Raw genomic sequence first — 26,153 nt, 5'->3', positions numbered from 1 at the left:
ACTCTTGAATTTTGTTGTCCTTAAATTACAGACAGGGTTAAAGTTATAATTGTACAGAAGTGACAAATTCGGATTTATATTTTCTTGGTGTGATTCCTGTAATACTTTTGAATTCACGGATAAAGTGAGGTTGATCGTAGTAACCGCTGAAATGTGTTATGTCACTTAGGTTTTGCTGAGTTTGAAGAAGGTTTACGGAGTGTTGAAACCTAATATTTCTTAAAAATATCTTCGCTGTGATTCCAGTACTAGCTTTGAACCTTCTCTGGAAGCTTCTTTTACTAAGGGCAATGCAGCGAGCTAATTCATTCACATTCATTTGTCCTTTGGTATACGCTGCAAGCTTGATGGCCTGAATTATGGATTCATCTGCCTGACCAGATTTTAAATGTCGTTGTAAAAAATCAACAATGACACTGGTGTGATTGCTGTTATTCATAAATGCATCTTCCAATCTATTATACCTGGAAGTAGAAATGAATTCTAACAATGAAACCGTTAGGTTGACGGTCTCATGAAGGTTAGGGAAAAATAAAGAAGCGGTATATGGCTTAAATTTTACGAGTAAAATTTTATTTCCAGGTGAAACTAAATATTTTTTGTGATGTGTTAACTGGCCATCAATTGTGAAAGTGGGTAGTTGAAGTAACTGATCATTTATAATCTCGGAGATGTCGTTTTTGATGATGCAGCCAAGAATTACGCGATTCTCGGGATAAACTATCTGAGTGAAGGAATCATTGCTATTGTTTTCAATGATTAAGATATCGTCAAAATATTTTTTAGCAAAAGCATCCGTCATAATTTCAAAAAGATTAAAATTTTAATGCTGATCTAGTCTCTTATTAACGAAATAACGACTGTAGAAGATGATAAGAGTTATGACTTTATGAGCTTGGCAATAGAGTACCTTCGATTTCCACCAGCTGGAGTATCTTCTGTAATGTTAATAATCTTGGAAATATTCATGTCAGTACCCTCAACCAATTTCCTCACCTCTTCATTGTCATAAAGCCAGAACTGATGCCCGACAAAAGGGAGCTTTTTCATAAAGTCTTTCTGAGCATAGGTGATAAGGCATTGCCCTCCAGGCTTTAGTACCCTTTCTATTTCTTGTAGCAGAGCGGTAGGGTTTCTCCAGAAATAGATGGTGTTCACGGTGAAAACTCTGTCAAAACTATTGGTTTTAAAGGGTATTTTGTCTCCCTGGTAAAGGTGAAAGCTGGCCTTTCCCTTTCCAATTAACTCCTTGTTTATCTTAATTGCTTCATTATGCATGGTAACAGAGATTTCTAGTCCGCAGTAATGAAGGTTGCTGGCTTCTTTGAGTGCCATATGTGCATGTTGAGAATTTCCATGACCTATCTCCAATATCTTCATTCCTGCAGCCAGCTGCATTTCAGATAAGGTGTTCAAAGTCATATTAATATTTGAGTCATGCATTCGCCTTCCAACCTCCAGCCCCATATCGCCCGATGGACAGCTCAGTTGCTTTTCTAGTTCTTGAAGTTCGCTCTTACTTAAAGTTTCCATGGTTTGAGGAGATTAATTTATTCCAAAGATGGCGATAGTGTTTTTGAGGGAATTGTAAAAACGCGACATTTTCAGGTGTATTGTAATTACAAAAAGAGGAGGTATTTGTCCATATAATGGAAATTTTCTATTTCTCGGAACATGATGAGTCGAAATGTCTATTCTACTAAATCGTTTTTAGCCCCGAAAATTATTGATTGCATATCATAGAATATCAAGGTATAAAATTTGGATATGGAATAAGCGTGTTTTAAATCAGAAGTGGTTGGTTGGCAAAGAATAGATTACGATTGAAAGTGGTAATTATGGAGAGGCTTGTGAATATTAAGGCCGCGGTGGAAAACGTGAAAAAACTACTCAAGGCAAGTAGATATTATGATATCAAGGTTAATAACCTCATAAAGCCTGACTTGCACTGGCAGGTAAATGAGAATGTTTTGGAGCTTACTGTGAAACAAATATTGATCAATCGATCTATTAGCATGGCTGACTCTAGTGTTTCGGAATTAAGTGTAGATAAGGAAAGGCCTGATAATCTGATTATAAGCACTATTAAGAAGACTTCGAAAAAGTTAGGCTCCTTTAAGCGTGCTAATGGCAAGTGCATTTCAGATGATTTTGCTGAGTGCTATATACTGGAGAGGCTGATGAAACGGCTCGGTGCTAAAATGGAATTTCAGGATGATTATCAGCATGCCTATATATTACTCAGGGTGCCTGATAATCAGATATATTATAATTGAGAGAGTGTGATGTGGGGATAGTGAAAGCCCATGATTAAGGAGCCTTGAAATAGGCACTTTAATCATGGGCTTTAAACTTCTACAACAGCTCTCGGATAAGCTGGGGTACATCTCCAGATGAAGGCCTTTTTGTATTGGCGCTGGCTATTTTTCCATCCTTGTCAATAAGAATATACCTTGGAATGCCCCACATGTTATATGCTTCCATTATACCAGTCTGTCCTGCTATGGGAATTTCATTCACGTATATGCCATCGGGTAATTTTTCTTGCTGAAGATAATTACGCCATTGATCTTGGTTTTCATCAACAGATACAAATAAGAACGCTACATTTTCATTGCCTTCAAATTGTGCCTGGAGCTCTTTGTAATGAGGAAATTCCGCTATACATGGCCGGCACCAGGTGGCCCATACATCTACATAAACTACCTTTCCTTTCAGCTGATTTAGTGAAACGGTGTCATTTGCTTGGGTAATGCCCGTTATTTCTGGAGCAGGTTTTCCTTTTGAAATTTTCACCCATTCCTCATATTTCTCCTGAATATCAGCGGTGTAATCGGAGTTTGGATAATGTTTTTTATACTCATTATATATGCTGTCTAAACTCCAGGTTATTCCGTCGGACCCAAGCCAATACATAATGTTTTTGGCAAGAAGTAATTCTTTTATATTATTAGGTACTGTATAATCCTTGATGATCTCGTTAGATTTTATTGTGTTTTGTTTTGAAAGAGAATCTATGTGTTTAATGTCCATATTTTCACCTAGCTTGCCATGAACCTCTGTTCTTAAATATAGATCGAGTGTTTGTGCGTATTCAAGTATGCCCAATTCCAGATATTTAGCGTTTGCCGGAATATCTTCGAAATTAACTTTCATATAATCAGAAGTTGAGTCAGAGCTACTTTCTTTGGTGTGCTGAGCATTAACTAAACCGTATTGCTGTTTTAGACTAATTAGGCTGGTTATAATTTTGTCTTGGAGCGTTTTTTTCATGTCCGGCTCTAAAGAAGCGGTATCAGAATAACCAGCGAGGTAATCGTCCTGATTTTGCTTGAAATTTTTAAAAATTTCCGTTGCTTCAGTCCTGCTTTTTGTCCACCAGGTGGGATTTTTAGCATAAAACTTCTGTCTGATGGAAGAGCTGCCTGACAAATAATTGTTGGTATCAGCGCCTTTACCTGTATACGCAATAGTGAGCAAATCATCATCAGTCTTTAATGTAGCGTCTAACTTATAACCGCCTTCCAGATATATATCAAAGTAGTTTTCATCTATTCTCAGAATTGCAAAAGTGGGTTTGCTAAGATTGAATTTAACACTCCCTTTGCCTAATGAGTCCAATGTGATTGAGTCAAGTGAAGTGGGATCGAAGCTTATCATGTTAAACCTATTGAGCTCTAAATATGCATTCTTGAAAGAAGGAGCATTAAAACTAATCTCCACCAGATCAGATTTTTCTTCTTTTTTTTCGGAACAACTGATGATAGCGGATGCGAGAAGCAACCATGATAGTAGTTGATAAAATTTTGAGTTCATAAATATGTTGTTAATCAAGTAAGTCTTGAAGTAACGACGTTTTTAATGAACCTGTATCTTTAGAGGTATAATTTTTCTTCTTTTTGTTTTATTGTAGAGTTGATTATGCTACTCCAACGCCAAACAGATAGCCAACAAGTGCCGTCAATCCCATAGTTACAGTGCCCCAGAAAGTGATTCTGAGAATGGCCTTTTTCTTACTGGAGCCTCCGCTTTTGGCAGCGAACAATCCCAAGGTCATCAGAAATATGATGGAGAATCCGTAGAGATAATATTCAAGATGCTCCAGAGGCATAAACAAAACTACCAGCACTGGTAAAATACCGCCGGCACTAAATGCTGCTCCAGATGCCCAGGCAGCTTGCAGTGGGTTAGGTCTGTTTACATCATTAATTCCTAGTTCATCTCTAACATGAGCAGCCAAAGCATCATGCTCAGTGAGCTCCATGGCTACTTTCATGGCGGTTTCTTTTGATAGGCCCCTTTCCTCATAAATCTCAGCTAACCTCTGTAGTTCTAATTCAGGCATATCCCGCAATTCTTCTCTTTCACGGTTAATGTCTGATTTTTCCATATCAGTTTGAGAGCTTACAGAAACGTATTCTCCAGCCGCCATAGAAAGAGCGCCGGCCACTAAACCTGCTGTGGCGGAAAGTAAAACGGGTTCACGGGTAGCACTGGCTGCGGCTACGCCAATAGCTAAACTGGCGGTAGACAAAATGCCATCATTCGCACCTAATACAGCTGCACGTAACCAGTTACTTCTGTGTATGTAATGATTACTCCCGTAGTCATCTGTGGTTTCATCCATAAGGTCATTCATTATGCCTCAACTAAATTATCAAGTATTCGCATCATTTCCTGCTAATAGTTAAATAACGTTATTTCGGCTATCAAGTCATATTATTATCTCATCAATTCACCAACCCTCACTATCAAATCTGAGTGGTCTGGTCTCATAAGAGTTTATAGCTTGGATATTATTCAATCTAAATTATAAATTCATGAAGTACGTTCAAGTTTTATGTATGGGTATGGCTCTGGCATTTTTTGGCTGTAGCGAAGATTCTGAAGATCCCGTTGATCCTAAGGTGGAAGTTGAAGGAGTTTACGTGGTTACTGATGTGGAACAAGACATCTGGGCCGTGACGAATTGACACAATATACTTTTGATATAAAGCCTAAAATAAAATTGGCAAAGTCTGAAGATTCTGATGATACCATTATCATGACCCTGACCGAGTTTTTGGAGAGTATGATTGAGGTTTCATTCTGGGCACATTACAATGGTACCAATAAGCTTATTGTGCAGGTTGATGTAGTAAATGGCTTGATCCCCGTTGAGTTTGATAATGAAAAATTTGAAACCTATGAATTCAATGTTAAAGTGAAAGCCGGGCTAGGTTTGGAAGCCGCCACTAATTATACAGCTAGTATACGTTTGGATGGCGAGGTAGAAGACGGAGAGATGGAATTTGATTATAAAGCAACAATTAAAAATGCAGGCACCAAGCAGGTTGCATTTGTATTTGAGGGAGAGGCTAAGGGTGAAAAAATAGATTAATGCCTTTATTGCCTTAAAAGTTATGGGGCTGACTCAATATGATGTTGCATCTTGTTGAGTCAGCCCCATTTTAGGTTAGGTATTATGGTTGAGTTGATTTTTGGTTTTTAGGGTGTTTCTAAGAATTTAACAGAGCCATCTATATCATGCTTTAGCTTTACCTTATCAGTGATATGACCCCCAAGCTCTACCGTGAACCCGTAAGTCCCACCAATTTTTGTTTCTAGTTCCCCTGAATAAGCAACTGTGGTAGAAGATGGACCGTCGGTGAATCCTTCGGTATTCTCAAAATAAAGCTCAGCCACGGGACCATATTGTAAAACCTCATTTAAAGTAATACCATCTACATAGGTTAGAGGATAACTCATGTCTTCCTGAAATGGAGTTTCGCCGGAAGGCATATAAAAGTTAATTACCATGATATTTGAAGGATCTGAGCCTGTGAGTACTTGGAATGAATATTTATCCACGCCAGACTTGCCAGAGAATAATTTACCTAAAAATCTAGGCTCGTCTCCTTTAAACTCATACTTCACATCTGAGTTTACTGATAATGTGATGTCGTAATTGCTTGATGCAAATTTTGCTTCGCCCTCATCTTTGCCGCAGCCTAAAAGACATAGATATACGAAGGGTAGGTATAGCCAAAGCTTTTTCATAATGATTGATTGTTTGAAATTTCAGCTTCATACCCTGATTTTCTTATGTGTAAACATGAATGGAAGAAAAAGTTTTTACATTGAGAATTCGTGCATAGGTTTTCTCTCCTATATTTTGATTTTGTGTGTTATGCTTTGATTATCAAGGCTTTATTCTGAGTGTAAGAATTGTGCAGGTTAGGATATTTCCTAAAGGATAAAGGAGTAGAAGTTATAAAGTTGGAGGGAGGACATATGAGTATGTGGACTCCGGAGTTTATGAATGATCTGAAAGCCAAACTTGATTCTAAGTGATGTTCACTGTCAATTTTCTGAGGCGTGTTATCAAATAACAGCCTGTATGAATCAATTTATTTCCTGCAAGCGCTAAATGCAGTGTAAATTAAGCCTATACAATTTAAACCTAATTAAGGATATACCATGAAAGTTTATAGACTACTATTTGTGCTGTTTGTGTTAATGTTGTCGCTAAACGCCTGCGATGATGAAGAAACTCCAGATGCGCGCCTGGCCCTCACTGGTACATATGATATGGAGGATGCAGAGGTGAGGTTTACTCGCACTAATCCCATAATGGATACCACAGTTTATCTGGATTTTAATTCTGAAATAGAGTTTGAAATAGATGATGAACTTGATTCTGATGAGCTGCAAGTAGATCTAAATGATTTTATTGAGAAATTACTTAAGGAAGTATTGAGGATTTTTAATGATCAGGTTTTGGTAGAGGTGGATATTGACGGTGACGATACCGTGGCGAAAGGGGAGGATGGTAAGTATAGCATTGAAGAGTTTGAGTTTGATATGCCTTTTTCAATTATTGGGGGCAGTGAATCAACCGTAGTGGTGAAAATAGATATTGATGGTGAAATGGATGGCGATGAGCATGAAATTGAATTTGATATCGCCGCTGGAGCATTTACAGCCAATGACAGTCCTATAAGATTGCGCGGTACTGCCATGGGGAAAAGGCATTAAAATATCGGCCTATCAATTTAATGGGCTCTAACGTCAATCCAAAAGCTTACCTAATCAAATAGACCATATCATGTGGTGTTCTGTAATTTAAATTGGTAGAACAATTTAAACCTAATTAAGACTGCACACCATGAAAACTTATAGCCTATTTACAGCAATACTGGCCTTGGGCCTATTGTTTGCCGCCTGTGATGAAGAAGATGAACCAGATACAAGACAAGCCCTTGAAGGTAAGTATGATATGGATGACTCTGAGGTGAGGATAACCCAGGCCACCCCTGCTTTGGATAGTACTATGGCTATAGATTTGGATGCAAAAATTAGTCTGGACGTTTATGATTATCTGGATAAGGATGAGCTACAGTTGAATCTTAATGTTTTTGTTGAAAAATTAATCCAAAATACCTTAATAACCGTTTTAGGGAATGCTGCTATCATAGTTAATGTGGATATTGATGAACGAGAAACAGTTGCTGAAATACAAGGTGAAGAGTTTAGTCTAGATGAATTTGATTTTCGAATGCCTATTATGATTGAAGGTGGAGATTTATTTTTATTCAACGTTCAAGTAGAGCTGTCTGGAGAGGTTAATGGTGATGAGATAGAGATTGAATATGATATTCTTATGTCAAGAGGTACTTATTCTCCTTTGCGTTTACGAGGTACTTCTACGGGGGAAAAAGATTGATGGCGTTGGTTAGGCTTTAAAATCTTTCCCTTGGATAATACTTCACACTGATTTTATTTAAAATATAATATCTTTAAGCCGCCCTGTTGGGGTGGCTTTTTTATTGTATTTGAAGAGTATTGAAGAATATTGAAGAATGTCATTTTTTAAACGGCTGTCATGGAATAGCAAAACCAGAGAGGAGAAGCTTGCCATTAAGCTACTTGCCCCTGTAACTTTAATTATCTTGTCCCTTACCTGCATAACAGGTTATTTTTCTTTCATTTTGAAAAATGGAGGACAAACTACTGGAATTATTACACATTCAATGGTAAATGAAGATGATGATTGCTTTGTATTCAGATATGAGTATCAGGTTGATAATCAGTTATATACAGGTGATAATATTAAAGGGTTTACTTATGCGGGGCATAAAGGGTGCTATCAAGGTTCTGAGACTGCAAGTATCTTTCTTTATGGTAGACTCGCTATGGGTAAGAAGGTTATGGTCTATTATTCTATTAACAATCCTTCCTTCTCCACATTGAATCCAGCCATTGGCTTAGTATTTTATGTTCCATTAATACTTACCGTAGCATTTTTTAGTGCACTCATCGTTATATATGTAAAAGGCCTATCCTCTTAATTCAATGGCTTAATATTAAATGTAATTAAATATTCAAAATTTAATATATTTGATTATAGACCAACACCAACCACTTAAACCTAAAAGCTATGTCTTTTCAAGCCTATATCGATAACATCAAAGCCAAAACCGGGAAAACCCCGGAAGATTTTAAGTCATTAGCCACAGAAAAGGGGTTTATCATAGATGGTAAATTAAATCCGAAAGTGAAGGCAACCGAAGTTACGAATTGGCTGACGGAGGATTTTGAGCTGGGGCATGGTCACGCCATGGCTATCTATGCTACTTTTAAAGGGAAGAAGGAGTAGCTATTTGTTAGAAATGGATTGGAGGAAAAAGTCATCTGTCTTACTTAACGCTATATTCATCATACTTCTCCTAATGTTTATTCTGGATGTAGCTACAAGTTTTGAAATCAAAAATCAGTTTATAAAATCTTGCGTTTATTTCGGTGTAATGATTGGAGCTCCACTCATTTTGCTTTGGAATATTTTGATAATCAAAATGGTTAAATGGGAAATCATCTTGATAATAATCCCATTGATAACTTTAATAATGGTTTTTGCTACAGGGCCATTGCAAATCATTCAATCCTCATCAGCATGGAAAACTCAAAAAATTATTTATCAAAACGGACAACTTCAATTTAAGAAAGTTGAATTTCAAATGCAAAATGTTGGTGCTTTAGGGTATAACCGGAGAAATGTGGAGGTCATATATTTGACCAGCTTATTTATGCTAGTTGATACTTTAAACATAAAGACAGATTACGATAATAGCGAATGGGTAAAGGTTAACAGAGATGTCAATGAGCTGGGTATAAAATTTTAATTGTTAAAAATGAAATTTAAATTTCTCCTTTTAATCAGTTGTCTTACTGTCCATGCGGCTTTTGCACAGTCCAGCATTTTCCAGTTAGATAAATTAGATAGTGCCGATTTCCAATCATTCATAGATAGTAAAAAAGTGATAGTGGTGGGTGAAATGCACGGGACTACCGAGGTGCCATTGTTTGTGCTGGAATTACTGCAACAGTTCAGCCAGGAAGATCAAAAATTGACAGTAGGACTTGAAATAAATAGCAATTATCAAAAGGACCTCGATGAATATATGAAGAGCGGTGATTTTGAAAAACTCATTGCCCTGGATTACTTCAAAACTCAGGATGGCAGAACCAGTGAAGCTATTGGCGAGCTCATTAAAGGAATTAGAGCATTGAAAAATGTGGAGGTTATTTGCTTCGATGTACAGTCAGGGTTAGGCCTTTCTACCAATGAAAGAGATAGTTTGATGGGTGTTAATCTAAGCCAAGGTTATAAAGAAGGCCGATTAATTGTGCTCACAGGTAATCTTCATGCCAATCTAAAAGAAGGATTCTGGCGGCCTACTTTCAAATCGGCTATTTATCATTTTAATCAGATGAAAGGCTTTGATAATCAGCTCATTTCGTTAAATACTTATTTTGGAGAAGGTACTTATTGGAACTGTATGAGTGATGGTTGCAAGGAAAGAGCTGTGTCCGGCAACAAAGAGTTGAGTGAGTATGGAAAGAATTACATGCTAGTCTACCCAGATGAGCCTAGAGGAGGGTACAGCGGATTTCTGTATTTTGATAAAGTGAGTGCTTCTAGGCCTTTGGTAGTTGATTGAGGTGTATAGAAGAGAATGGCTATGTTAGGTATCTAAAAATGGTAATGACTAGAATTGTCCAGAATAAATGCCCCAATGCCACGAATCTCCAATATTGCTTCCATTTTTCTGCATGACCTGTCTTTAAATGTTGTATTGAAACAAATACGTGGGGTAAGAGAAAAAATGGAAATATGATAAGTGTAATCTTTGTAGCAGTAGTTAATTCTTGAGGTTTAACGTTTCGTTTTGCTTGCTCATATTTTAGGCTCAAAGCATCAATTTCCTGGAAAGACAATTGTCGATTTTTGAATTCATCTTCTGCGGCTAGTAATTTGTCCTCCTTCATGGATTGATCCATTATTAGAACATAGAGATCATAGTTAGATAAGTTTTGAATTTCCATTAGTTTGAATTTGGTTTTACAACCTAAGTATTTTTATTGAATATTTAAACCAATGTAATCTAACTCTGATCTTGAGGGGGAGAAGTCAGCCACCCAGCATACCCAGGCGGCTAAGCACGGTAATACTTTGCAAACCATCATTACCCATATTACGGATTGGGGTGTGGTGCAGAGAGAAGATAATGGGTAAATAGATTACCCTATCAAACTATCATCTACCTCCAAGTCATACTTGTAGAGTAGCCCTTGCAGATTGAGGCTTGAGAATCTTGCACGTTTCATTTTGTTGATCGCAGGATCGATGACGAAACCTCTGGCCGTACGAAAGTCCACCCGGATAAGAATGCTGTGTGAAAAAACAGCGTCTGATAGATCACAATTGTCGAAAGAGGATAAAGTAAGGTCGGTGTTGGAGAAATTGGCCTCTTTTAATGAGCAATTAGTAAACTGTGTCTTTTTCATTTTGGTGCCACAGAAAATGCTATAATCAAGAAAGCAATCTTTAAAGGCAAAAGAGAAACGGAAAGAATTGCAGCGGGTAAAGTCTACGCCAAGTATTTTGCAGCCTATGAAAATGCAGTCTTTAAAACCTGTGCTTTCCAGAGAGCTCATGGAAAGATCGCATTGCTTAAAAACGCAGTTTTCGAAGTCGTTGTCATGAAGAGTAGCCTTATGAAAATTACATGAGATGAATTGGCACTCTATAAACTCCCTGTTACTCAGCTTCTTCTCTGCCAGGTTAGTGCCATTAAAGGTTTTTTTACGATACTCATCAGGTTGGTTCGCGGTTCCCATGCTATTAAATCTTAACTTTAATCAATTGCCCAAAGCCGCAAAATTGGGCATTAAAAAACTAAATAGCTACCCATGAAATCAGAAAAAGAAAAGATGCTCTCCGGAGAGTTGTATAACGCTTTAGATGAACAACTATCTCAAATGCGACTCGATGCCCGTCTACATTTAAAGGCCCTCAATGACTCCAGCGAAGATCAGGAAAAGGAACGAGCGGAGATACTCCAGAAGCTCATTCCTCACGCCGGCCAGGGCCTGTGGATTCAGCCGCCTTTCTATTGTGATTATGGTACCAACATCACGCTGGGAGAAAAGGTGTTTTTCAATTTCAACTGTGTGGTGCTGGATGTAATGGAGGTTAAAGTGGGAGACCGAACCCTATTCGGACCAAATGTACAAATATACACCGCCACCCACCCAATGGACTATAAAGAGCGAGCCAGCGGCCTGGAGTTTGCTAAACCCATCACTATTGGTGAAGATGTTTGGGTAGGTGGTAGCGCAGTTATTTGCCCAGGTGTAACTATCGGAGACCGCGTGGTGATCGGTGCAGGCAGCGTGGTAACTAAAGACATTCCGTCTGATGTATTTGCGGCGGGGAATCCTTGTAGGGTGATTAGAGAACTGGACAAGAAGTGATATGATCATTGAAACACTTAAAACCTTATTCAGCAGAGACATTCAAAAGCTCAAATACGAAATAGAGCAATATCAAAATGAAGAAAATCTTTGGCTTACAGATGCTCAGATATCTAACTGTGCTGGTAATTTATGCTTGCACTTGTTGGGCAATCTAAATTATTATATCGGCAATGGCTTGGCGAAGACAGGCTATATTAGAGAGCGAGACTTGGAATTTTCTCAAAAAAATGTTCCCAGGGCGGAGCTTCTACAGAAAATTGAGGCGGTACAAAAGGTTGTGAATCAAGGTCTTGATGGTTTGTCTATGGATGATCTTAAATCAGATTTCCCCATTCAAATTTGGGAGAAACCCACCGAAATGGAATACACCCTGGTGCACCTGCTTACTCACCTCAGCTATCATTTAGGTCAGATCAATTATCATAGGAGGTTGTTGGATAGTTAGGGGTTTGGTCATATTCTAGAGTTTTTTAGTGTTTATTACAGAAGCAATAAACAGAATGTTATTCTTCCGAGATTTCTATTATCCGCCAGATGTCATCAAATTTCCTATACTTTATCAACAATGATTCGTGCCAATAGGATTTTTCATTATTATAATTGTCATAAAATCTTAGTCTAGATTGTGCAGAATTACTCTTAATCGACAATTCACTAACTTCATAGGCATGAGGTGATTCTTGACTTTTTAACCAATACATATAATTAAAGAAAGAGCAGGATCTGGGCTCCCAACCGAGGTCTGTGATGCCAGTCCATTTTAATTCTTCTAAGTCTTGTTGACATTCTCTGAGCCTTTCTTTTTCCTTTTGATAGAATTCTTGGGAGAAAATATCTAGTCGGTTTAAATATGAAAAATAAGATTGCGTGTTCAAGATGTAATAGCCTTGCTCGTTTTTAGTTTCATATGGACCGAAATTTCCGTTAACAAAATTTTCAAAAAGGGTTTTGTTAATTTTTAAGAAGATTTGATCTTGGTTGTTTTTGTTTTGTGAATCAGTCTGAGAATAGCAGATTAAAGGTATAAGACTAAATAAAAATAGATGGATTTTTTTCATTCCTTATTCGCTTGATCAGGTTCTATTAGCCATTATTATCTTTTTTCTCCTAATCTAACAAATTTTAAATCCCCACTGTAAGTTTTCAGCATCATAAGACAACTCATTAGAAAACAATCACTAAAACGACTGTCTCATGAAGCGATCTATTCTTCTTTTTATATTCCTATGTTATCAGCTTAACCTTTACGGACAAGAACCTGAGCTTAATGCAAAACTGGCTAGTTACCTTCAAGTCATTCACCGGAAGAAGGTTTTTAGCGGGGAGTTACTAGTTGCCAGAGGTGAGAAAATTCTTTTTCAAAAAGCTATAGGAATGGCTTCCTATGAAAATCAGCTGGAACTAAAGCCGGGAGCAAAATATAAAATAGCTTCTATCACTAAAACTTTTACGGGTACACTGCTGCTTATGGCACAATCGGAGGGTTTATTAAAGCTGGATGACAAGGCCATTGATTACATTTCTGAGCTATCACCTCAGTTTAAGGATATTACCATCAGGCAGCTGCTTACGCATACTTCCGGGCTGCCACATAATGAGGGGATCAAAGAATATTGGCAAGTGAAATCAAAGTTGCAAATGTCTGTTAATGAGGTGATTAATGAAATCAATCAATTGTCATTACTTTCTACTCTAGGGTCAGAGTTTCACTATTCCAGCTTGGGATATTTTCTGCTTGCTACCATTATTGAGCGAGTTTATCACGATGCTTATGCCAATGTTCTTAAGCAAAAGATACTGCAGCCTTTAGATATGACTGAAACCGGGGCCGTTAATTCTCTTACCATAGTCAAAGGTATGGCGGCAGGGTACCATTTGGTGTCGGATGATAGTCTGGTGGTGGCGCCTTACAGAAACTATTCTATGCTTAAGGGTGCGGGAGACATGTATTCATCGGCACAGGATCTCTTAAAATGGGCCAATAGCTTTTTTCAAAATGAGCTCTTAGATCAAAAACAAAAGCCCATTATTTTTTCACCTAATGTCAATGCTGGGAAATATGGGTTAGGGTGGTATGTTGAAGATGGACTAAAATACTATCATGGTGGCGGCACCTGGGGTTACTCTTCAAGTATTGCTATGTATCCTGAGAGCCAGATCAGTATCATACTTCTGAGCAATGTATCTACATTACCCGTTTCAGATATGGCTGACGATATTGAAAAGATAGTTTTCAACCAACCTTTTGAGATGCCGGTGGTCCAAGAGGCGCAGGCGTCAGTTTTACCATTGGATACGTATAGTGGTAAATATATTTCAGACTCAGGCCAGATGATACTGACCATTTCTAGCTCCAATAATCATTTATACGCTCAATTAGCCGGCAATCCTGCCTTTGAAATTTATCCCAAAGGAGATCATCAATTTTATGGTAAGAAAATCGAAATTGAAATGGTTTTTGAAACCAGCCAGCAAAAAGTAACAGGACTTTCAGCAGAGCGTATGGGCAGAACTTTTCATTTTAAGGCAGCGGATTAATTTATTAATGCCGCCTTCGTAGTGTCTCCACCTACGAAACTGCTTGCCTATCCAACCTAATCCTTGTTTATAACGAGGATTTGTAGAGCCCAGCATTTGTAATGCGATTATCGCTTTCGGCATTCCATCGCCACAGTTCTTTACCTTTTTGCAGTCGACCAAAAAAGTAACAAAAAAGTCTTTCTTGCTGCAAGGTCTTCCGAGAGCTGGAGTATTTCATATATCATAACTACCACTAAGGACTTGAGAAGAACCTGTTTTTCAATCCCCTTTCACCGCACGACTGGGCAGCAAGGCTTGTTTAATGCATACCCCAATTGACTCGTGTTAAAGTCATCTCGAGACCGAACATTTGGTACCCAACCGCACAAAACGAAATGACGTTAAGATAGAAGTGGCCTGTACAATATAGCCGTACCTCGTATAGTGCAATTTGCCTGTCCTCGAGCATGGTTGGATAGAAAGGAGTCACAAAGTATGGTACTTCCTTGTTTAGGAATGTCCGATTGGTAGTCTGTCGTGTACAATATTTCATCCTACAGGTCTTTGTTTATCTTTTAAATATTTTAGTCATGAAAAAGATGAGAGCAAATGCTGCAGGCATAGATATAGGTGCCAAGCACATTTTTGTGTCCTTAGAAAACAAGGATGTTCGAGTTTTTGAGACCTTCACTGAAAGTTTTCGAGAGGCATCTTCCTATTTATTATCAGAGGGGATCGAGACAGTGGCTATGGAAGCTACAGGTGTTTACTGGATCATCCTTTATGAGATCCTTGAATCAGCAGGTTTAGATGTCTGGTTAGTAGATGGGCGCCAGACTAGACAAGTACCAGGTCGAAAGACTGATGTAAAGGACTGTCAATGGATTCAGCAACTCCATAGTCATGGTTTGTTGAATCGCTGTTTTGTTCCCGATGCTCAAGTAAAGGAAGTTCGTGCTTACCAGCGCTTGAGAGAAGATCATCTGAGAACAGCCTCTATGCATGTAAATCATATGCAAAAGTCACTAATTGAGATGAATATTCGACTCAAAGAGGTGCTCAGTCAGGTACATGGAGCCAGTGGTCTGGCAATCATAGAAGCTATCCTGTCAGGAGAACGTGATGCCCAAAAGCTCTTATCCCTGTGCCATAGCAGTATTAGAGAAAAAAAGGCATCTCAAGTCCTCAAGGCGCTTTCAGGCTATTATACCGAGGCTGGGTTGTTTGCTTTGGAACAGGCATTCAGCGGTTATAAATTTTATAAGCAACAAATACAGGCATGTGACCATAAACTAGAGGAAGTTATGAAACGGGTCAATAATTACGATTCAGATATGCAAAGCAAAAATGAAATAGAGTCTGTTAAAGACCGAAAACCAGTTAGGCATAATAAGCCTGATATTGACCACTTAGGAGGACACCTACTCAAAATTTTTTCAGGCAAAGATGCTACGTGTTTGCCGGGCATTACCGATTATACCTGGCTACAATTGTATTCGGAAATAGGTCTGGAACTTTATAATTGGCCAAGCGAGAAACATTTCACTTCATGGCTAGGGTTATCTCCAGGTCAACACCAGTCCGGCAAGAAAAACAAAACCAGAAACAGAAAGTACAGGCCGAAGGCTGGACAAATATTTAGGCAACTTGCCCACCCAAAGTTTAATTGAAAGCAAAAAGATAGCACTAGGTGCTTTTGGGCGCAGATTAAAAAGCAAAAGAGGTCCTGGAATAGCGACTAAAGCCACAGCACGAAAACTGGCAGTACTCTACTGGCGGCTTATGGTAAAAGGTCTTGACTACACAGAAAAAGGGATCAAAGCATATGAAGAAAAAATGCAGCTTCATAGAGAAAAGTGGCTAATAAAAACAGCTAAAGAATTAGGTTATGAGCTTGAACAAATACCTATTTAGTTTATTACGTCATTGGTACGTAAGGAGAGATCTATGCAGTTAGTAATACTAACCTGTCGCCCACCTTCAAATTCATAGATACCTCACTGCCGTTCGGTATGACATTCTAAAAAACTCAAACTCATTTCGCCTTCGTAGGTGTCTCCACTTACGAAACTGCTCACTGATCCAACTTAATCCTTATTTATAACGAGGATTTGTAGAGCTCCGCATTTGTAATGCGATTATCACTTTGGCATTCCATCGCCACGGTTGCTTTACTTTTTTGCAATCGACCAAAAAAAGTAACAAAAAAGTCTTTCTTGCTGCAAGGTCTTCCGAGAACTGGATCATTTTATAGACAGTCACTACCACTAAGGACTTGAGATGAGCTTGTTTTTCAATATTATTTCACCGCACGACTGGGCAGCAAGTCTTGTTTTATGTATGCTGAAATTGACTCGTGCCACAGTCATCTCGAGACCGAACATTTGGTACCCAACCGCACAAAACGAAATGACGTTAAGATAGAAGTGGCCTGTACAATATAGCCGTACCTCGTATAGTGCAATTTGCCTGTCCTCGAGCATGGTTGGATAGAAAGGAGTCACAAAGTATGGTACTTCCTTGTTTAGGAATGTCCGATTGGTAGTCTGTCGTGTACAATATTTCATCCTACAGGTCTTTGTTTATCTTTTAAATATTTTAGTCATGAAAAAGATGAGAGCAAATGCTGCAGGCATAGATATAGGTGCCAAGCACATTTTTGTGTCCTTAGAAAACAAGGATGTTCGAGTTTTTGAGACCTTCACTGAAAGTTTTCGAGAGGCATCTTCCTATTTATTATCAGAGGGGATCGAGACAGTGGCTATGGAAGCTACAGGTGTTTACTGGATCATCCTTTATGAGATCCTTGAATCAGCAGGTTTAGATGTCTGGTTAGTAGATGGGCGCCAGACTAGACAAGTACCAGGTCGAAAGACTGATGTAAAGGACTGTCAATGGATTCAGCAACTCCATAGTCATGGTTTGTTGAATCGCTGTTTTGTTCCCGATGCTCAAGTAAAGGAAGTTCGTGCTTACCAGCGCTTGAGAGAAGATCATCTGAGAACAGCCTCTATGCATGTAAATCATATGCAAAAGTCACTAATTGAGATGAATATTCGACTCAAAGAGGTGCTCAGTCAGGTACATGGAGCCAGTGGTCTGGCAATCATAGAAGCTATCCTGTCAGGAGAACGTGATGCCCAAAAGCTCTTATCCCTGTGCCATAGCAGTATTAGAGAAAAAAAGGCATCTCAAGTCCTCAAGGCGCTTTCAGGCTATTATACCGAGGCTGGGTTGTTTGCTTTGGAACAGGCATTCAGCGGTTATAAATTTTATAAGCAACAAATACAGGCATGTGACCATAAACTAGAGGAAGTTATGAAACGGGTCAATAATTACGATTCAGATATGCAAAGCAAAAATGAAATAGAGTCTGTTAAAGACCGAAAACCAGTTAGGCATAATAAGCCTGATATTGACCACTTAGGAGGACACCTACTCAAAATTTTTTCAGGCAAAGATGCTACGTGTTTGCCGGGCATTACCGATTATACCTGGCTACAATTGTATTCGGAAATAGGTCTGGAACTTTATAATTGGCCAAGCGAGAAACATTTCACTTCATGGCTAGGGTTATCTCCAGGTCAACACCAGTCCGGCAAGAAAAACAAAACCAGAAACAGAAAGTACAGGCCGAAGGCTGGACAAATATTTAGGCAACTTGCCCAAAGTTTAATTGAAAGCAAAAAGATAGCACTAGGTGCTTTTGGGCGCAGATTAAAAAGCAAAAGAGGTCCTGGAATAGCGACTAAAGCCACAGCACGAAAACTGGCAGTACTCTACTGGCGGCTTATGGTAAAAGGTCTTGACTACACAGAAAAAGGGATCAAAGCATATGAAGAAAAAATGCAGCTTCATAGAGAAAAGTGGCTAATAAAAACAGCTAAAGAATTAGGTTATGAGCTTGAACAAATACCTATTTAGTTTATTACGTCATTGGTACCTTAGGAGAGATCTATTTAGTGAGTAGTACTGATTTGTCGCCGACCTTCAAATTCATAGATATCTCCTGCCTTTCAATATGACATTCTGAAAAAACTCATTTCGCCAATATTGCATAAACTTTATTGTACATAATGTTGTACAATACGAACGAATCAGTTATTTTAGAATATGGAAGTAACTAATTATTCTAACTTCAGGCAAAACCTAAAGAGCTTTTTAGATAAAGTCTTCGTATCTCACGATCCACTATACGTATCTCGAGCTAATGGTGAAGATGTGGTGGTCATGTCGAAATCTGATTATGAAAGTATTCAGGAGACACTTTATCTTCTAAGTAGCCCAAAAAATGCCGATCGGTTGGCTAAAGGCATAGAAGAATATGAGCATGGAAAAGGCTTGAAAAAAGACCTTATTGAAGATTAATGGAAATTATTTTTCTGTCTCCCGCTTGGGAGGATTATATCTACTGGCAGCAAACCGATAAGAAAATCTTAAGGAAAATTAATGAGCTCATCAGGCAATGCCAACGGACACCTTTTGAAGGCATCGGAAAACCTGAGCCTTTAAGGGGCAATCTTTCCGGTTGGTGGTCACGGCGAATAAACCATGAACATCGATTAGTTTATAAGGTGGAAAATGAAAGTCTTTATATTTTACAGTGTAGAAGGCATTATTGAGTAGATATGATTAAGAAAAATTATCGTACTAATAATTGTATTTGGGGTATCTATGAAGAATAAATGGTTAATTGTTTTGGTTGTAGGCGTTATCTTACTAGTACCTCTTTTATTAATTAAGCAAGAATATGCTTCCACTCACTGCGTTATGTATGTGCCTGATTTAGAAGGATTAACATTTTCAGAGGCAAATGAACTAATAATTAAGCGAGGAGGAGTATTGATTGTTAATAACTCAGAATACAGGGATGATTTTTTGGTTGTGGCACAAAAGCCCGGTAAGGAGCATGAATGGAGTGATACTCTATTTGTGACTCTAAGCCCTAATTAACATTCGTTTTCGCCATTCCTTTGCCACAGTTCTTTACTTTTTTGCAGTCGACCAAAAAAGTAACAAAAAAGTCTTTCTTGCTGCAAGGTCTTCCGAGAGCTGGAGTATTTCATAGACCACAACTGCCACTAAGGACTTGAGATAAGACTGCTTTTCAATGTTCTTTTGCCGCACGACTGGGCAGCAAGATTTGTTTTATGCATACTCAAATTGACTCGTTTTAAAGTCATCTGGACGTTAGGGGAGATCTATGTAGTGAGTAGTACTAACCTGTCGCCCACCTTCTAATTTATAGATATCTCACTGCCGTTTCAATATGACTTTCTCTTTGCTATTTGGAGTCTTACGAAGGGCGAAGCCAAATTTAGGGGGTATTGATGTAAAAAAAGTATAGGATACGGTACTATAGTACGATCTTTTTTTATTAATTTACGTTAATTCATGTATATCAATAATTGAATTTATGGCTGCTGCTTACACGAAAGAAATAGTGAACCAAGGAAAGTATAAGATTACTAAGTCAGGTACTTTCACGAAAGAAGATAAGGATATTATCAATTCAGATAGTTTCAAAAATATAGTTGCCAGCCTTAAACCTGTAGAGTCACTCAATAGATAATGTCTTGGAGTATTTTATTACTCCCTCTTCTAGGTGGATATATTTTATTAACCAAATGTATTTGGTTTAAGTACTTTTATAAAAGAACCGAGCGACAAAGACTCGTTTTTGATTCTATAATTGTAGGGCTAATATTCTTTACCATTAGTTATGTTATTTGGGTATTAATTTTGTTGCAATGGCCCTTTGAAATAAACTTCATTCTAAATAAGCTTGATCTTAATATAAAGTATTTACCACCTTCAATCATTTCAATTGTACTGTCAACCCTTTTTACATTCGCCTTTAACTATTTTAAGCGAAATAATAAAAACTGGTATTTAGCGGAAGTGATAGAAAAAACTGGAAACTCGTTACAAAAGGATTTTCTGGAAAGTTTTTTTTATGACAGAATTGTGATGATAACCTTAAAGAATGGGAAGGTATATGTCGGTCTTATATCTGAATTGCACGAAGCTCACCCTGAGTCTTCTTTTGTTAGATTGGTTCTATTCTACAGCGGATATCGTGATGATAAAATGGATATTCGCTTAGTGAAGGATTATAATCTAAATGTTTATGAGAAAAATCACTCAAACACCCTTGTTTCAGTGGTAGTTGCTGAAACTGAAATCTTGAGCTTAACATTTTATAATCAAGAAGTCTATGATAGGTTAAACTCACGGTTAGATACTCCATTGATAAGATTTTTGAAGCAAATACGTCGGGCCTCTAAAAAATAAACGGCTATTAAATAAGGTTTGTGATTTGGCATAATAAGTATGGATTCAGTTCTTATTTGATAAAGATCAGCGATGAAGTCACAGACTTCATATTCACTAAAAGTTTGAAGTGATCCTTGCGGAACACTCCAAACAGCAGTATTAAAGTCTTTTAGCTTTCATAAATCACTCATACTTCAATGACTGCACCGGATTCTTCAAAGCCACTTTCAAAGTGATATAGCTCACGGTAATCAAGGCGATGGTAATGGCGGATACTCCGGCAATGGCAAATGGTGCTATGCCCAGGTCGATGTGGTAGGCGAAGTCTGAGAGCCAGTGGGTGCTGTAGTACCAGGCTATGGGAATGGCTATAACGAAGGCCACACAAACCAGCTTGATGAAATCACTGGAGAAGAGTTTTATTAGGCTTAATTCGCTGGCTCCCAGTACTTTTCTAATGCCTGTTTCTTTTGTGCGCTGTTCTGTGAGGTAGGAGGAGAGGCCAAATAAACCTATGCAGGCGATTAGAATGGCAGCGGTTGCAAAAATGTAGTTGAGCCTGCCGGTGGTGTTCACTTCGCTGTAGGTGGCCTGGTAGTCATCTTCTACAAAAGAATAGTCAAAGGCATACTCGCTTTCGTATTTGGCATAAACGGCTTCTATTTGTTTTAAAGTTTCTTGCTTATGCTCTCCGGATATGTTGATAAATGCTCGCCAAATTTCTTTCGGATTATAAAGCAAAATCACGGGTTCTATAGCTTTGGTAATCGACTGGTGATTGAAATCAGCCACCACACCAACCACTTTTCCTTTCTTTCCCCAAACTACTATCTCAGTTCCAATAATGTCGGGCTTGTTTATAGCGCGGGCAGCAGATTGATTGATGATGAAATATTGCTCGCCCTCTTTCTGATAATGCTCTGGGAAATTTTTCCCATCCATTAATTTCAATTCAAAAGTTTCCAATAGATTTCTATCCACCTGCATCACATTAAAGTAGATCACAGCATCTTCTGGTTTCCCATCCCAGTTAACAAAGCGGTTGCCATTAGAAACGCTCAACGGATGATGCTCCGTAAATGAAACTGACTTGACATCAGGTAGTTGTAACAGGTCATTTCTATATGCATCGGGCTGATCTGATATGCTGTGCAGGCTGTGATGCACTATATTATCCTTTTTTATGCCCAGGTCTTTTTGCTGTATGAAAGAGATTTGATTGTACACCACAATGGTGTACACGATAAACACTATAGAAAGCGTGAATTGAAAGATCACCAGGCCTTTACGTAGGAAGTTCAGCCCGGCCGCGGGAGACATGGCGTTCTTTAAAGTCTTTGACGGTGCAAAGCCTGAGAGATAGAATGCCGGATAGACCCCTGCCAAAATTCCGGTGAAAATGCTTACACCCAGGCAGGTGAGCACGAAAGCCATCGAGGTAAAAGGTATTTCAATATGCTTTTCCGTAAGTAAATTGAAGAATGGTAATATCAGGTGAGCGAATGTAAGCGCTAATGCCGTGGAGATCAGCGTGATAAAAATGCTTTCCAGCATAAACTGAAATATCAGTTGATGTCTGTGGGCACCAACAGTTTTTCTTAGGCCTACTTCCTTAGCTCTTCTGCCCGCTGTGGCGGTAGATAGGTTTATAAAGTTGATGCTGGCAATCAGCAGCACTACCAAAGCTATGATGCTCATCAGCTTCACATATTTAATACGGCCGCTGGCATGTCTACCTTCTGAGAAATCTCCATATAAATACGTGCGATTGAAAGGATATGCGAATAGCCCATCTTTAATATTCTGATCGGTAAACTCACTGATGAAGGTGCCTAGCTTTTCGTTTAGCTTTGAAATGTTAGCTTGTTCATTCAGAGAGACATAGGTGGTGACATTGAAGTTGGTATACGCACCACGCGAATTGGCCGGCTGCCACCATGGCCTGAAAGCATCTTCAAAATCACTGTATGACATCAAAAAGCTAAATTGTATAGACGACTGTTTGGGAATATCCTGCAGGACACCTGTCACCACATAATCGGTAGTGCTGTTTTTGCCTTGAGTGATGGCGATAGTTTTACCAATGGCACTTTCATGAGGAAAGTATTTCTTAGCCAAAGTTTCAGTGACCATTACTGTGTTTGGTTGGTCAAGCTGGTTTTTACCTGCTAACAGAGGGAAGGTGAAAATATTGGTGAATGCAGGATCAGTATAAAGTCCTTGTTCTTCAAACTTAGCCTGGCCATTGTTAAATACAGCATTGGCAGGAAATGATCTGCTGATGTCTTTGATCTCAGGCAGACGATCCTGTAGGGGAGTAGCCAACGCAGAAGGGGAGTAAGGCACTATGTTAGCTTCTCCATCACTTCGCAGTTCTGCATAGAGCTGGTATATGTTGTTGTTATTGGAATGGAACTGGTCGTGTCTGAGCTCATCCCAGACCCAAAGGGAAATGAGCACTACACAGGTTAACCCAAAGGCCAGCCCCAGGATATTGATCAAAGAATAAAACCTGTTTTTAAATATTTGTCGATATGAGATCTTCAGTAAGTTAAATAGCATTCTTCATGTAAATAAGTAATGATATTCACTTGCCAATAGCTATACCAATAAGTTATGTTATTGATAATGAGTGTTTTATGTTGTAAGCTCTGCTCTATTGTCTCACAATGATACAATTATTTGTGTCAGAATGAAACAAGACTATTCCTCATATAGTACCAGTACATCAATCTCTCTTTCCTCATAAGCATAGTCCAGTCCTATCTTATTGAGCTCTTCTTTCAGGCTATTTAAATCATCGGCCATGTAGGTGAAGTCAAACTCATAAAAGCCGTTCAGATCAGTGTCATTTACTACTGGTTTACCAAAAACACTTCTGCTTTCTAAATCTTTACCAAAATGCTCCAGAGTATTTCCCGTGCTTTGGTATGATGATCCATCCGAATTGGTATTGCCTATATGGTCTGTCTTTTTAAGTGGAAACGGCTGGTTGGGAATTCTTTTTATGACCGCTACCTTCATGGTTTTCTTAGCGGTTTTCGATTTTATCGGCAACACTTCATTTAATTTGTCTTTTAACTCTGCGTACAGAGAATCAGGATTTTCTACTACTATATCCATGTTATATCGGTATTGAGCGTTCTCAAAAATGAAATATTCTTCAGCTCCCTCTTGAACGACCCTTGGTGAACCCACATCATAGACGAACTTATACATGCGGCTTATCGGTGCATTCAGCATAGTAATTCTTCTACCCTTAAATGGGCCTTTTGTGGCACTGAATGAAAAGCTGGGAATGTCCGGATTATATGGCTGTATAATGAATGAGCTTTTTACTGTAGTATCGAGTTGAAAATAGTCTTTAGCGAGCTCGAATGACATATCTTTTTTCACAGGCAGGTCAATAGTGCCTCTTTTGATCAAGGTTTCGATCACTTTCTTGGTGATGTTCTGAGGTTCTGTAAGAGCGCTGACTGTGCCGTTGGGCGCAATGAGTACGCTGTGAGGGATGGAGTTAAACGGGAAGAATGACCTTAGTGTCTGTAGGTCACGAGCATAAGTAAAGTTATATGGTTTTTTGGCTATAAACTTTTCCAGCTTGTCTTTTGCTTCATCACTCACGGTGATCACTACTAGTTTATCTTTGAATTCATCCTGCAACTCTTGTAAATGAGGCATGCCAGCTACGCACGGACTACACCAGGTGGCCCAAAAATCTAGTAGCACTACCTTGCCTTTCAAATCCTCCGAACCAATACTTTCTTTATCACGGTTCAATACCTCAACTGAAAATTCAGGAAGCTGATCACCAATTTCTAAGGTCTGGGAGAAGGTTTGAAAATGAATGAATAGGAATATGAGAAAGGCATATTTTTTCATGGTGGAGAGGTTGGTTGTCGGTTAATTATCTGGTAAACAACAATATGATGCATTAATTATAAAAATTCCATAATTAATTTCATTTAATTTCTGTGAAATCTTAATTGCTTACAAATCGTAAATAGTGAAAGGGTATGCAAAACATTCAATTCACGGTTCGTAAAAGTCTTCGGCATTATGTCAATTGCATTATGGTAGGGGAGAGCAAAGACCCAGCTGGCAAGTTAAATATGCCGCTCTATGCAGATGGTTATCCGGGAATTATGTTTCAAAATTCTACTAATGGTCTTATTTTACTTCCCAGAAACAAGAAGCTATCAGAGCTATTTCTTTATGGGCAAACACTTGATCCTATCACAATTACTGCCGATGGCACGTATAGGTTTGTAGTGATGCAGCTCTATCCATTCGCTTCAAAATATCTCTTGAACGTGGATCCGAAAATACTGAATGACGACTGCTATGACCTACTACAACTTCATCATTTAAAGCCTGATCAATATTTACAACAGCTCAATTCAACGGAGGATTTTTCCAACCAAATTGAAATCATGTCTGATCTTATTGAGTTGCTTATCGATGTTCATCAGGTGCCGACCAATGATACTGTCCAAAAGGCTATTCAGCTGATCATGGAGGCTGAAGGTCAGGTAATGATGAAAGATGTTCAGGACCAGGTTTATGTTACTGAGCGTACGTTGGAACGAAATTTTATGCAGGAAGTGGGGCTTACGCCAAAGCAATTTGCCAAAATCATTCAATTTCAGTCTACTCTGGATAAGCTCGGTGCTGGTAATCATGAGAAATTCAATGATATAGGGCTTGATAGTGGTTTTGCTGATCAATCGCACTTTATCCGCACTTTTAAAAAATACACAGGCCTCAATCCGGGCCAATACGTAAAACAGATGACTTCCCTGGCCTAGCGATTGTCGGTTTTGTTCAATTTTTCAGATAGGGAACCCAATACTTTTGCTTTAGTCAATTAAATCAAAATAACTATGAAAGTAATCGTATTTGGTTCTACAGGAACCGTAGGAAAACATTTGGTAGAGCAAACACTTGCCGAAGGTCACCAGGTAACGGCATTTTGCAGAGATGCTTCTAAGCTCTCTTATTTGAAACATGCTAACCTCACCACTATGGAAGGAGATGTATTCCAGTTTACAGATGTAAAAAAGGCCGTTCATGGGCATGATGCAGTGTGTATTGTATTAGGATCAGGAAAGAGCAGAAAAAGCACCGTGAGATCGGTTGGCACGCAGAATATTATCAAGGCGATGAAGGAAGAAGGTGTTGATCGTCTGGTTTGTCAGACTACTTTGGGAGCGGGGGATAGCAATGGTAATCTCAATTTCTTCTGGAAGAGGATTATGTTTGGCTGGTTTTTGAAGCAGGTATTCTTAGATCATGAGCTGCAGGAGGATTATGTAAGAGCGAGTGGACTGAACTGGGTGATCGTGCGCCCCGGAGCTTTCACTGACGGAGCCAAAACCGGAGAATATCGCCATGGATTTTCTCCTCAGGATAAGAGCACACAATTAAAAATCTCAAGAAAAGATGTAGCCGATTTCATGGTGAAGCAGCTTAGCAGTGATCGGTATCTGTTTAAAACGCCAGGTTTGTCATACTAAGCCCAATTATTGCCAACTCTTTGCAGAATTTCCGGTTATTTG

Annotated in this window: 32 protein-coding genes; 22 read left to right on the top strand and 10 right to left on the bottom strand. The window is 38.7% G+C overall.

Annotated elements, in window-relative coordinates:
• Window positions 1-43 precede the first annotated feature (43 nt).
• On the bottom strand, window positions 44-802 hold the full coding sequence (locus tag LVD16_RS00485) for a helix-turn-helix transcriptional regulator (protein WP_233771624.1): 759 nt from the start codon (window positions 800-802) through the stop codon (window positions 44-46).
• A gap of 77 nt (window positions 803-879) precedes the next feature.
• A complete protein-coding gene (locus tag LVD16_RS00480) occupies window positions 880-1,533 on the bottom strand; it encodes a class I SAM-dependent methyltransferase (RefSeq protein WP_233771623.1) in 654 nt (217 codons plus the stop codon).
• 269 nt (window positions 1,534-1,802) lie between these two features.
• Here LVD16_RS00480 and LVD16_RS00475 point away from each other — a divergent pair, with 269 nt between their 5' ends.
• On the top strand, window positions 1,803-2,276 hold the full coding sequence (locus LVD16_RS00475; protein ID WP_233771622.1) for a hypothetical protein: 474 nt from the start codon (window positions 1,803-1,805) through the stop codon (window positions 2,274-2,276).
• A 79-nt stretch (window positions 2,277-2,355) separates the two neighbouring features.
• Here LVD16_RS00475 and LVD16_RS00470 read toward each other — a convergent pair whose 3' ends face one another.
• Together LVD16_RS00470 and LVD16_RS00465 are read right to left on the bottom strand one after the other, a co-directional pair.
• Window positions 2,356-3,816, bottom strand: a complete 1,461-nt coding sequence (locus LVD16_RS00470; RefSeq protein WP_233771621.1) for a TlpA family protein disulfide reductase — start codon at window positions 3,814-3,816, stop codon at window positions 2,356-2,358.
• Between the two features lie 103 nt (window positions 3,817-3,919).
• The gene (locus LVD16_RS00465; protein ID WP_233771620.1) at window positions 3,920-4,639 is read right to left on the bottom strand and encodes a VIT1/CCC1 transporter family protein; all 720 of its coding nucleotides are present in this window, start codon (window positions 4,637-4,639) and stop codon (window positions 3,920-3,922) included.
• A 181-nt stretch (window positions 4,640-4,820) separates the two neighbouring features.
• Here LVD16_RS00465 and LVD16_RS00460 point away from each other — a divergent pair, with 181 nt between their 5' ends.
• Both LVD16_RS00460 and LVD16_RS00455 read left to right on the top strand, forming a co-directional pair.
• Window positions 4,821-4,973, top strand: coding sequence for a hypothetical protein (locus LVD16_RS00460; RefSeq protein WP_233771619.1), 153 nt, complete (start codon window positions 4,821-4,823; stop codon window positions 4,971-4,973).
• A gap of 35 nt (window positions 4,974-5,008) precedes the next feature.
• The gene (locus LVD16_RS00455) at window positions 5,009-5,380 is read left to right on the top strand and encodes a hypothetical protein (RefSeq protein WP_233771618.1); all 372 of its coding nucleotides are present in this window, start codon (window positions 5,009-5,011) and stop codon (window positions 5,378-5,380) included.
• A gap of 107 nt (window positions 5,381-5,487) precedes the next feature.
• On the opposite strand, the gene LVD16_RS00450 is transcribed toward LVD16_RS00455, so the two are convergent.
• Window positions 5,488-6,039 carry a hypothetical protein gene (locus LVD16_RS00450; protein ID WP_233771617.1) on the bottom strand — a complete coding sequence of 184 codons (552 nt, stop codon included), beginning with the start codon at window positions 6,037-6,039 and terminating at the stop codon, window positions 5,488-5,490.
• Window positions 6,040-6,459: 420 nt separating this feature from the next.
• Between LVD16_RS00450 and LVD16_RS00445 the strand changes: the two genes are divergently transcribed.
• From LVD16_RS00445 to LVD16_RS00420, 6 genes are all read left to right on the top strand, one after another.
• Window positions 6,460-7,017: a hypothetical protein gene (locus LVD16_RS00445; protein WP_233771616.1), complete on the top strand. Its 558-nt coding sequence runs from the start codon at window positions 6,460-6,462 to the stop codon at window positions 7,015-7,017.
• A gap of 130 nt (window positions 7,018-7,147) precedes the next feature.
• Window positions 7,148-7,705, top strand: a complete 558-nt coding sequence (locus LVD16_RS00440; RefSeq protein ID WP_233771615.1) for a hypothetical protein — start codon at window positions 7,148-7,150, stop codon at window positions 7,703-7,705.
• Between the two features lie 136 nt (window positions 7,706-7,841).
• Window positions 7,842-8,330 carry a DUF3592 domain-containing protein gene (locus tag LVD16_RS00435; protein WP_233771614.1) on the top strand — a complete coding sequence of 163 codons (489 nt, stop codon included), beginning with the start codon at window positions 7,842-7,844 and terminating at the stop codon, window positions 8,328-8,330.
• 89 nt (window positions 8,331-8,419) lie between these two features.
• Entirely contained in the window at window positions 8,420-8,638 is a 219-nt protein-coding gene (locus tag LVD16_RS00430; protein ID WP_233771613.1) for a DUF4287 domain-containing protein, read from the top strand.
• A gap of 73 nt (window positions 8,639-8,711) precedes the next feature.
• Complete coding sequence (locus tag LVD16_RS00425; protein ID WP_233771612.1) at window positions 8,712-9,161, top strand: hypothetical protein; 450 nt, start codon at window positions 8,712-8,714, stop codon at window positions 9,159-9,161.
• Window positions 9,162-9,170: 9 nt separating this feature from the next.
• Window positions 9,171-9,980 (top strand): TraB/GumN family protein, encoded by an 810-nt coding sequence (locus tag LVD16_RS00420; RefSeq protein ID WP_233771611.1) that lies wholly within the window; start codon window positions 9,171-9,173, stop codon window positions 9,978-9,980.
• A 19-nt stretch (window positions 9,981-9,999) separates the two neighbouring features.
• Here the strand turns inward: LVD16_RS00420 and LVD16_RS00415 are convergent, their stop codons facing one another.
• Together LVD16_RS00415 and LVD16_RS00410 are read right to left on the bottom strand one after the other, a co-directional pair.
• Entirely contained in the window at window positions 10,000-10,365 is a 366-nt protein-coding gene (locus LVD16_RS00415) for a hypothetical protein (protein ID WP_233771610.1), read from the bottom strand.
• A gap of 195 nt (window positions 10,366-10,560) precedes the next feature.
• Window positions 10,561-11,160, bottom strand: coding sequence for a pentapeptide repeat-containing protein (locus LVD16_RS00410; protein ID WP_233771609.1), 600 nt, complete (start codon window positions 11,158-11,160; stop codon window positions 10,561-10,563).
• A gap of 72 nt (window positions 11,161-11,232) precedes the next feature.
• Here LVD16_RS00410 and LVD16_RS00405 point away from each other — a divergent pair, with 72 nt between their 5' ends.
• Together LVD16_RS00405 and LVD16_RS00400 are read left to right on the top strand one after the other, a co-directional pair.
• Window positions 11,233-11,796, top strand: a complete 564-nt coding sequence (locus tag LVD16_RS00405) for a sugar O-acetyltransferase (protein ID WP_233771608.1) — start codon at window positions 11,233-11,235, stop codon at window positions 11,794-11,796.
• A gap of 1 nt (window position 11,797) precedes the next feature.
• Window positions 11,798-12,244, top strand: a complete 447-nt coding sequence (locus tag LVD16_RS00400; RefSeq protein WP_233771607.1) for a DUF1572 family protein — start codon at window positions 11,798-11,800, stop codon at window positions 12,242-12,244.
• Window positions 12,245-12,302: 58 nt separating this feature from the next.
• On the opposite strand, the gene LVD16_RS00395 is transcribed toward LVD16_RS00400, so the two are convergent.
• Entirely contained in the window at window positions 12,303-12,857 is a 555-nt protein-coding gene (locus tag LVD16_RS00395; RefSeq protein ID WP_233771606.1) for a hypothetical protein, read from the bottom strand.
• A 136-nt stretch (window positions 12,858-12,993) separates the two neighbouring features.
• On the opposite strand from LVD16_RS00395, the gene LVD16_RS00390 reads away from it, so the two are divergent.
• From LVD16_RS00390 to LVD16_RS00350, 9 genes are all read left to right on the top strand, one after another.
• Window positions 12,994-14,337 (top strand): serine hydrolase, encoded by a 1,344-nt coding sequence (locus LVD16_RS00390; RefSeq protein WP_233771605.1) that lies wholly within the window; start codon window positions 12,994-12,996, stop codon window positions 14,335-14,337.
• A 572-nt stretch (window positions 14,338-14,909) separates the two neighbouring features.
• Window positions 14,910-15,989 carry an IS110 family RNA-guided transposase gene (locus tag LVD16_RS00385; RefSeq protein ID WP_233769731.1) on the top strand — a complete coding sequence of 360 codons (1,080 nt, stop codon included), beginning with the start codon at window positions 14,910-14,912 and terminating at the stop codon, window positions 15,987-15,989.
• Window positions 15,967-16,233 (top strand): hypothetical protein, encoded by a 267-nt coding sequence (locus tag LVD16_RS00380; RefSeq protein ID WP_233769533.1) that lies wholly within the window; start codon window positions 15,967-15,969, stop codon window positions 16,231-16,233. Before LVD16_RS00385 ends, LVD16_RS00380 begins: the two co-directional genes overlap by 23 nt.
• 690 nt (window positions 16,234-16,923) lie before the next feature.
• On the top strand, window positions 16,924-18,243 hold the full coding sequence (locus LVD16_RS00375; protein WP_233770635.1) for an IS110 family RNA-guided transposase: 1,320 nt from the start codon (window positions 16,924-16,926) through the stop codon (window positions 18,241-18,243).
• A gap of 189 nt (window positions 18,244-18,432) precedes the next feature.
• A complete protein-coding gene (locus LVD16_RS00370) occupies window positions 18,433-18,687 on the top strand; it encodes a type II toxin-antitoxin system Phd/YefM family antitoxin (protein ID WP_233771604.1) in 255 nt (84 codons plus the stop codon).
• Window positions 18,687-18,941: a Txe/YoeB family addiction module toxin gene (locus LVD16_RS00365; protein ID WP_233771603.1), complete on the top strand. Its 255-nt coding sequence runs from the start codon at window positions 18,687-18,689 to the stop codon at window positions 18,939-18,941. Before LVD16_RS00370 ends, LVD16_RS00365 begins: the two co-directional genes overlap by 1 nt.
• Before the next feature lie 52 nt (window positions 18,942-18,993).
• A complete protein-coding gene (locus LVD16_RS00360; protein WP_233771602.1) occupies window positions 18,994-19,272 on the top strand; it encodes a PASTA domain-containing protein in 279 nt (92 codons plus the stop codon).
• Between the two features lie 463 nt (window positions 19,273-19,735).
• Window positions 19,736-19,891, top strand: coding sequence for a hypothetical protein (locus LVD16_RS00355; RefSeq protein ID WP_233771601.1), 156 nt, complete (start codon window positions 19,736-19,738; stop codon window positions 19,889-19,891).
• Window positions 19,892-20,220: 329 nt separating this feature from the next.
• Window positions 20,221-20,613: a hypothetical protein gene (locus LVD16_RS00350; RefSeq protein WP_233771600.1), complete on the top strand. Its 393-nt coding sequence runs from the start codon at window positions 20,221-20,223 to the stop codon at window positions 20,611-20,613.
• 165 nt (window positions 20,614-20,778) lie between these two features.
• Here LVD16_RS00350 and LVD16_RS00345 read toward each other — a convergent pair whose 3' ends face one another.
• Both LVD16_RS00345 and LVD16_RS00340 read right to left on the bottom strand, forming a co-directional pair.
• Entirely contained in the window at window positions 20,779-23,157 is a 2,379-nt protein-coding gene (locus tag LVD16_RS00345; protein WP_233771599.1) for an ABC transporter permease, read from the bottom strand.
• Between the two features lie 141 nt (window positions 23,158-23,298).
• The gene (locus tag LVD16_RS00340; RefSeq protein WP_233771598.1) at window positions 23,299-24,477 is read right to left on the bottom strand and encodes a TlpA family protein disulfide reductase; all 1,179 of its coding nucleotides are present in this window, start codon (window positions 24,475-24,477) and stop codon (window positions 23,299-23,301) included.
• A 134-nt stretch (window positions 24,478-24,611) separates the two neighbouring features.
• Here LVD16_RS00340 and LVD16_RS00335 point away from each other — a divergent pair, with 134 nt between their 5' ends.
• Both LVD16_RS00335 and LVD16_RS00330 read left to right on the top strand, forming a co-directional pair.
• Window positions 24,612-25,403, top strand: a complete 792-nt coding sequence (locus tag LVD16_RS00335) for a helix-turn-helix domain-containing protein (protein ID WP_233771597.1) — start codon at window positions 24,612-24,614, stop codon at window positions 25,401-25,403.
• Between the two features lie 75 nt (window positions 25,404-25,478).
• Window positions 25,479-26,111: an NAD(P)-dependent oxidoreductase gene (locus LVD16_RS00330; protein ID WP_233771596.1), complete on the top strand. Its 633-nt coding sequence runs from the start codon at window positions 25,479-25,481 to the stop codon at window positions 26,109-26,111.
• Window positions 26,112-26,153: the final 42 nt, after the last annotated feature.

This window comes from Fulvivirga ligni, from assembly GCF_021389935.1.
GTDB classification, from domain to species: domain Bacteria; phylum Bacteroidota; class Bacteroidia; order Cytophagales; family Cyclobacteriaceae; genus Fulvivirga; species Fulvivirga ligni.
This window is presented reverse-complemented; position numbering and strand designations above follow the sequence as displayed.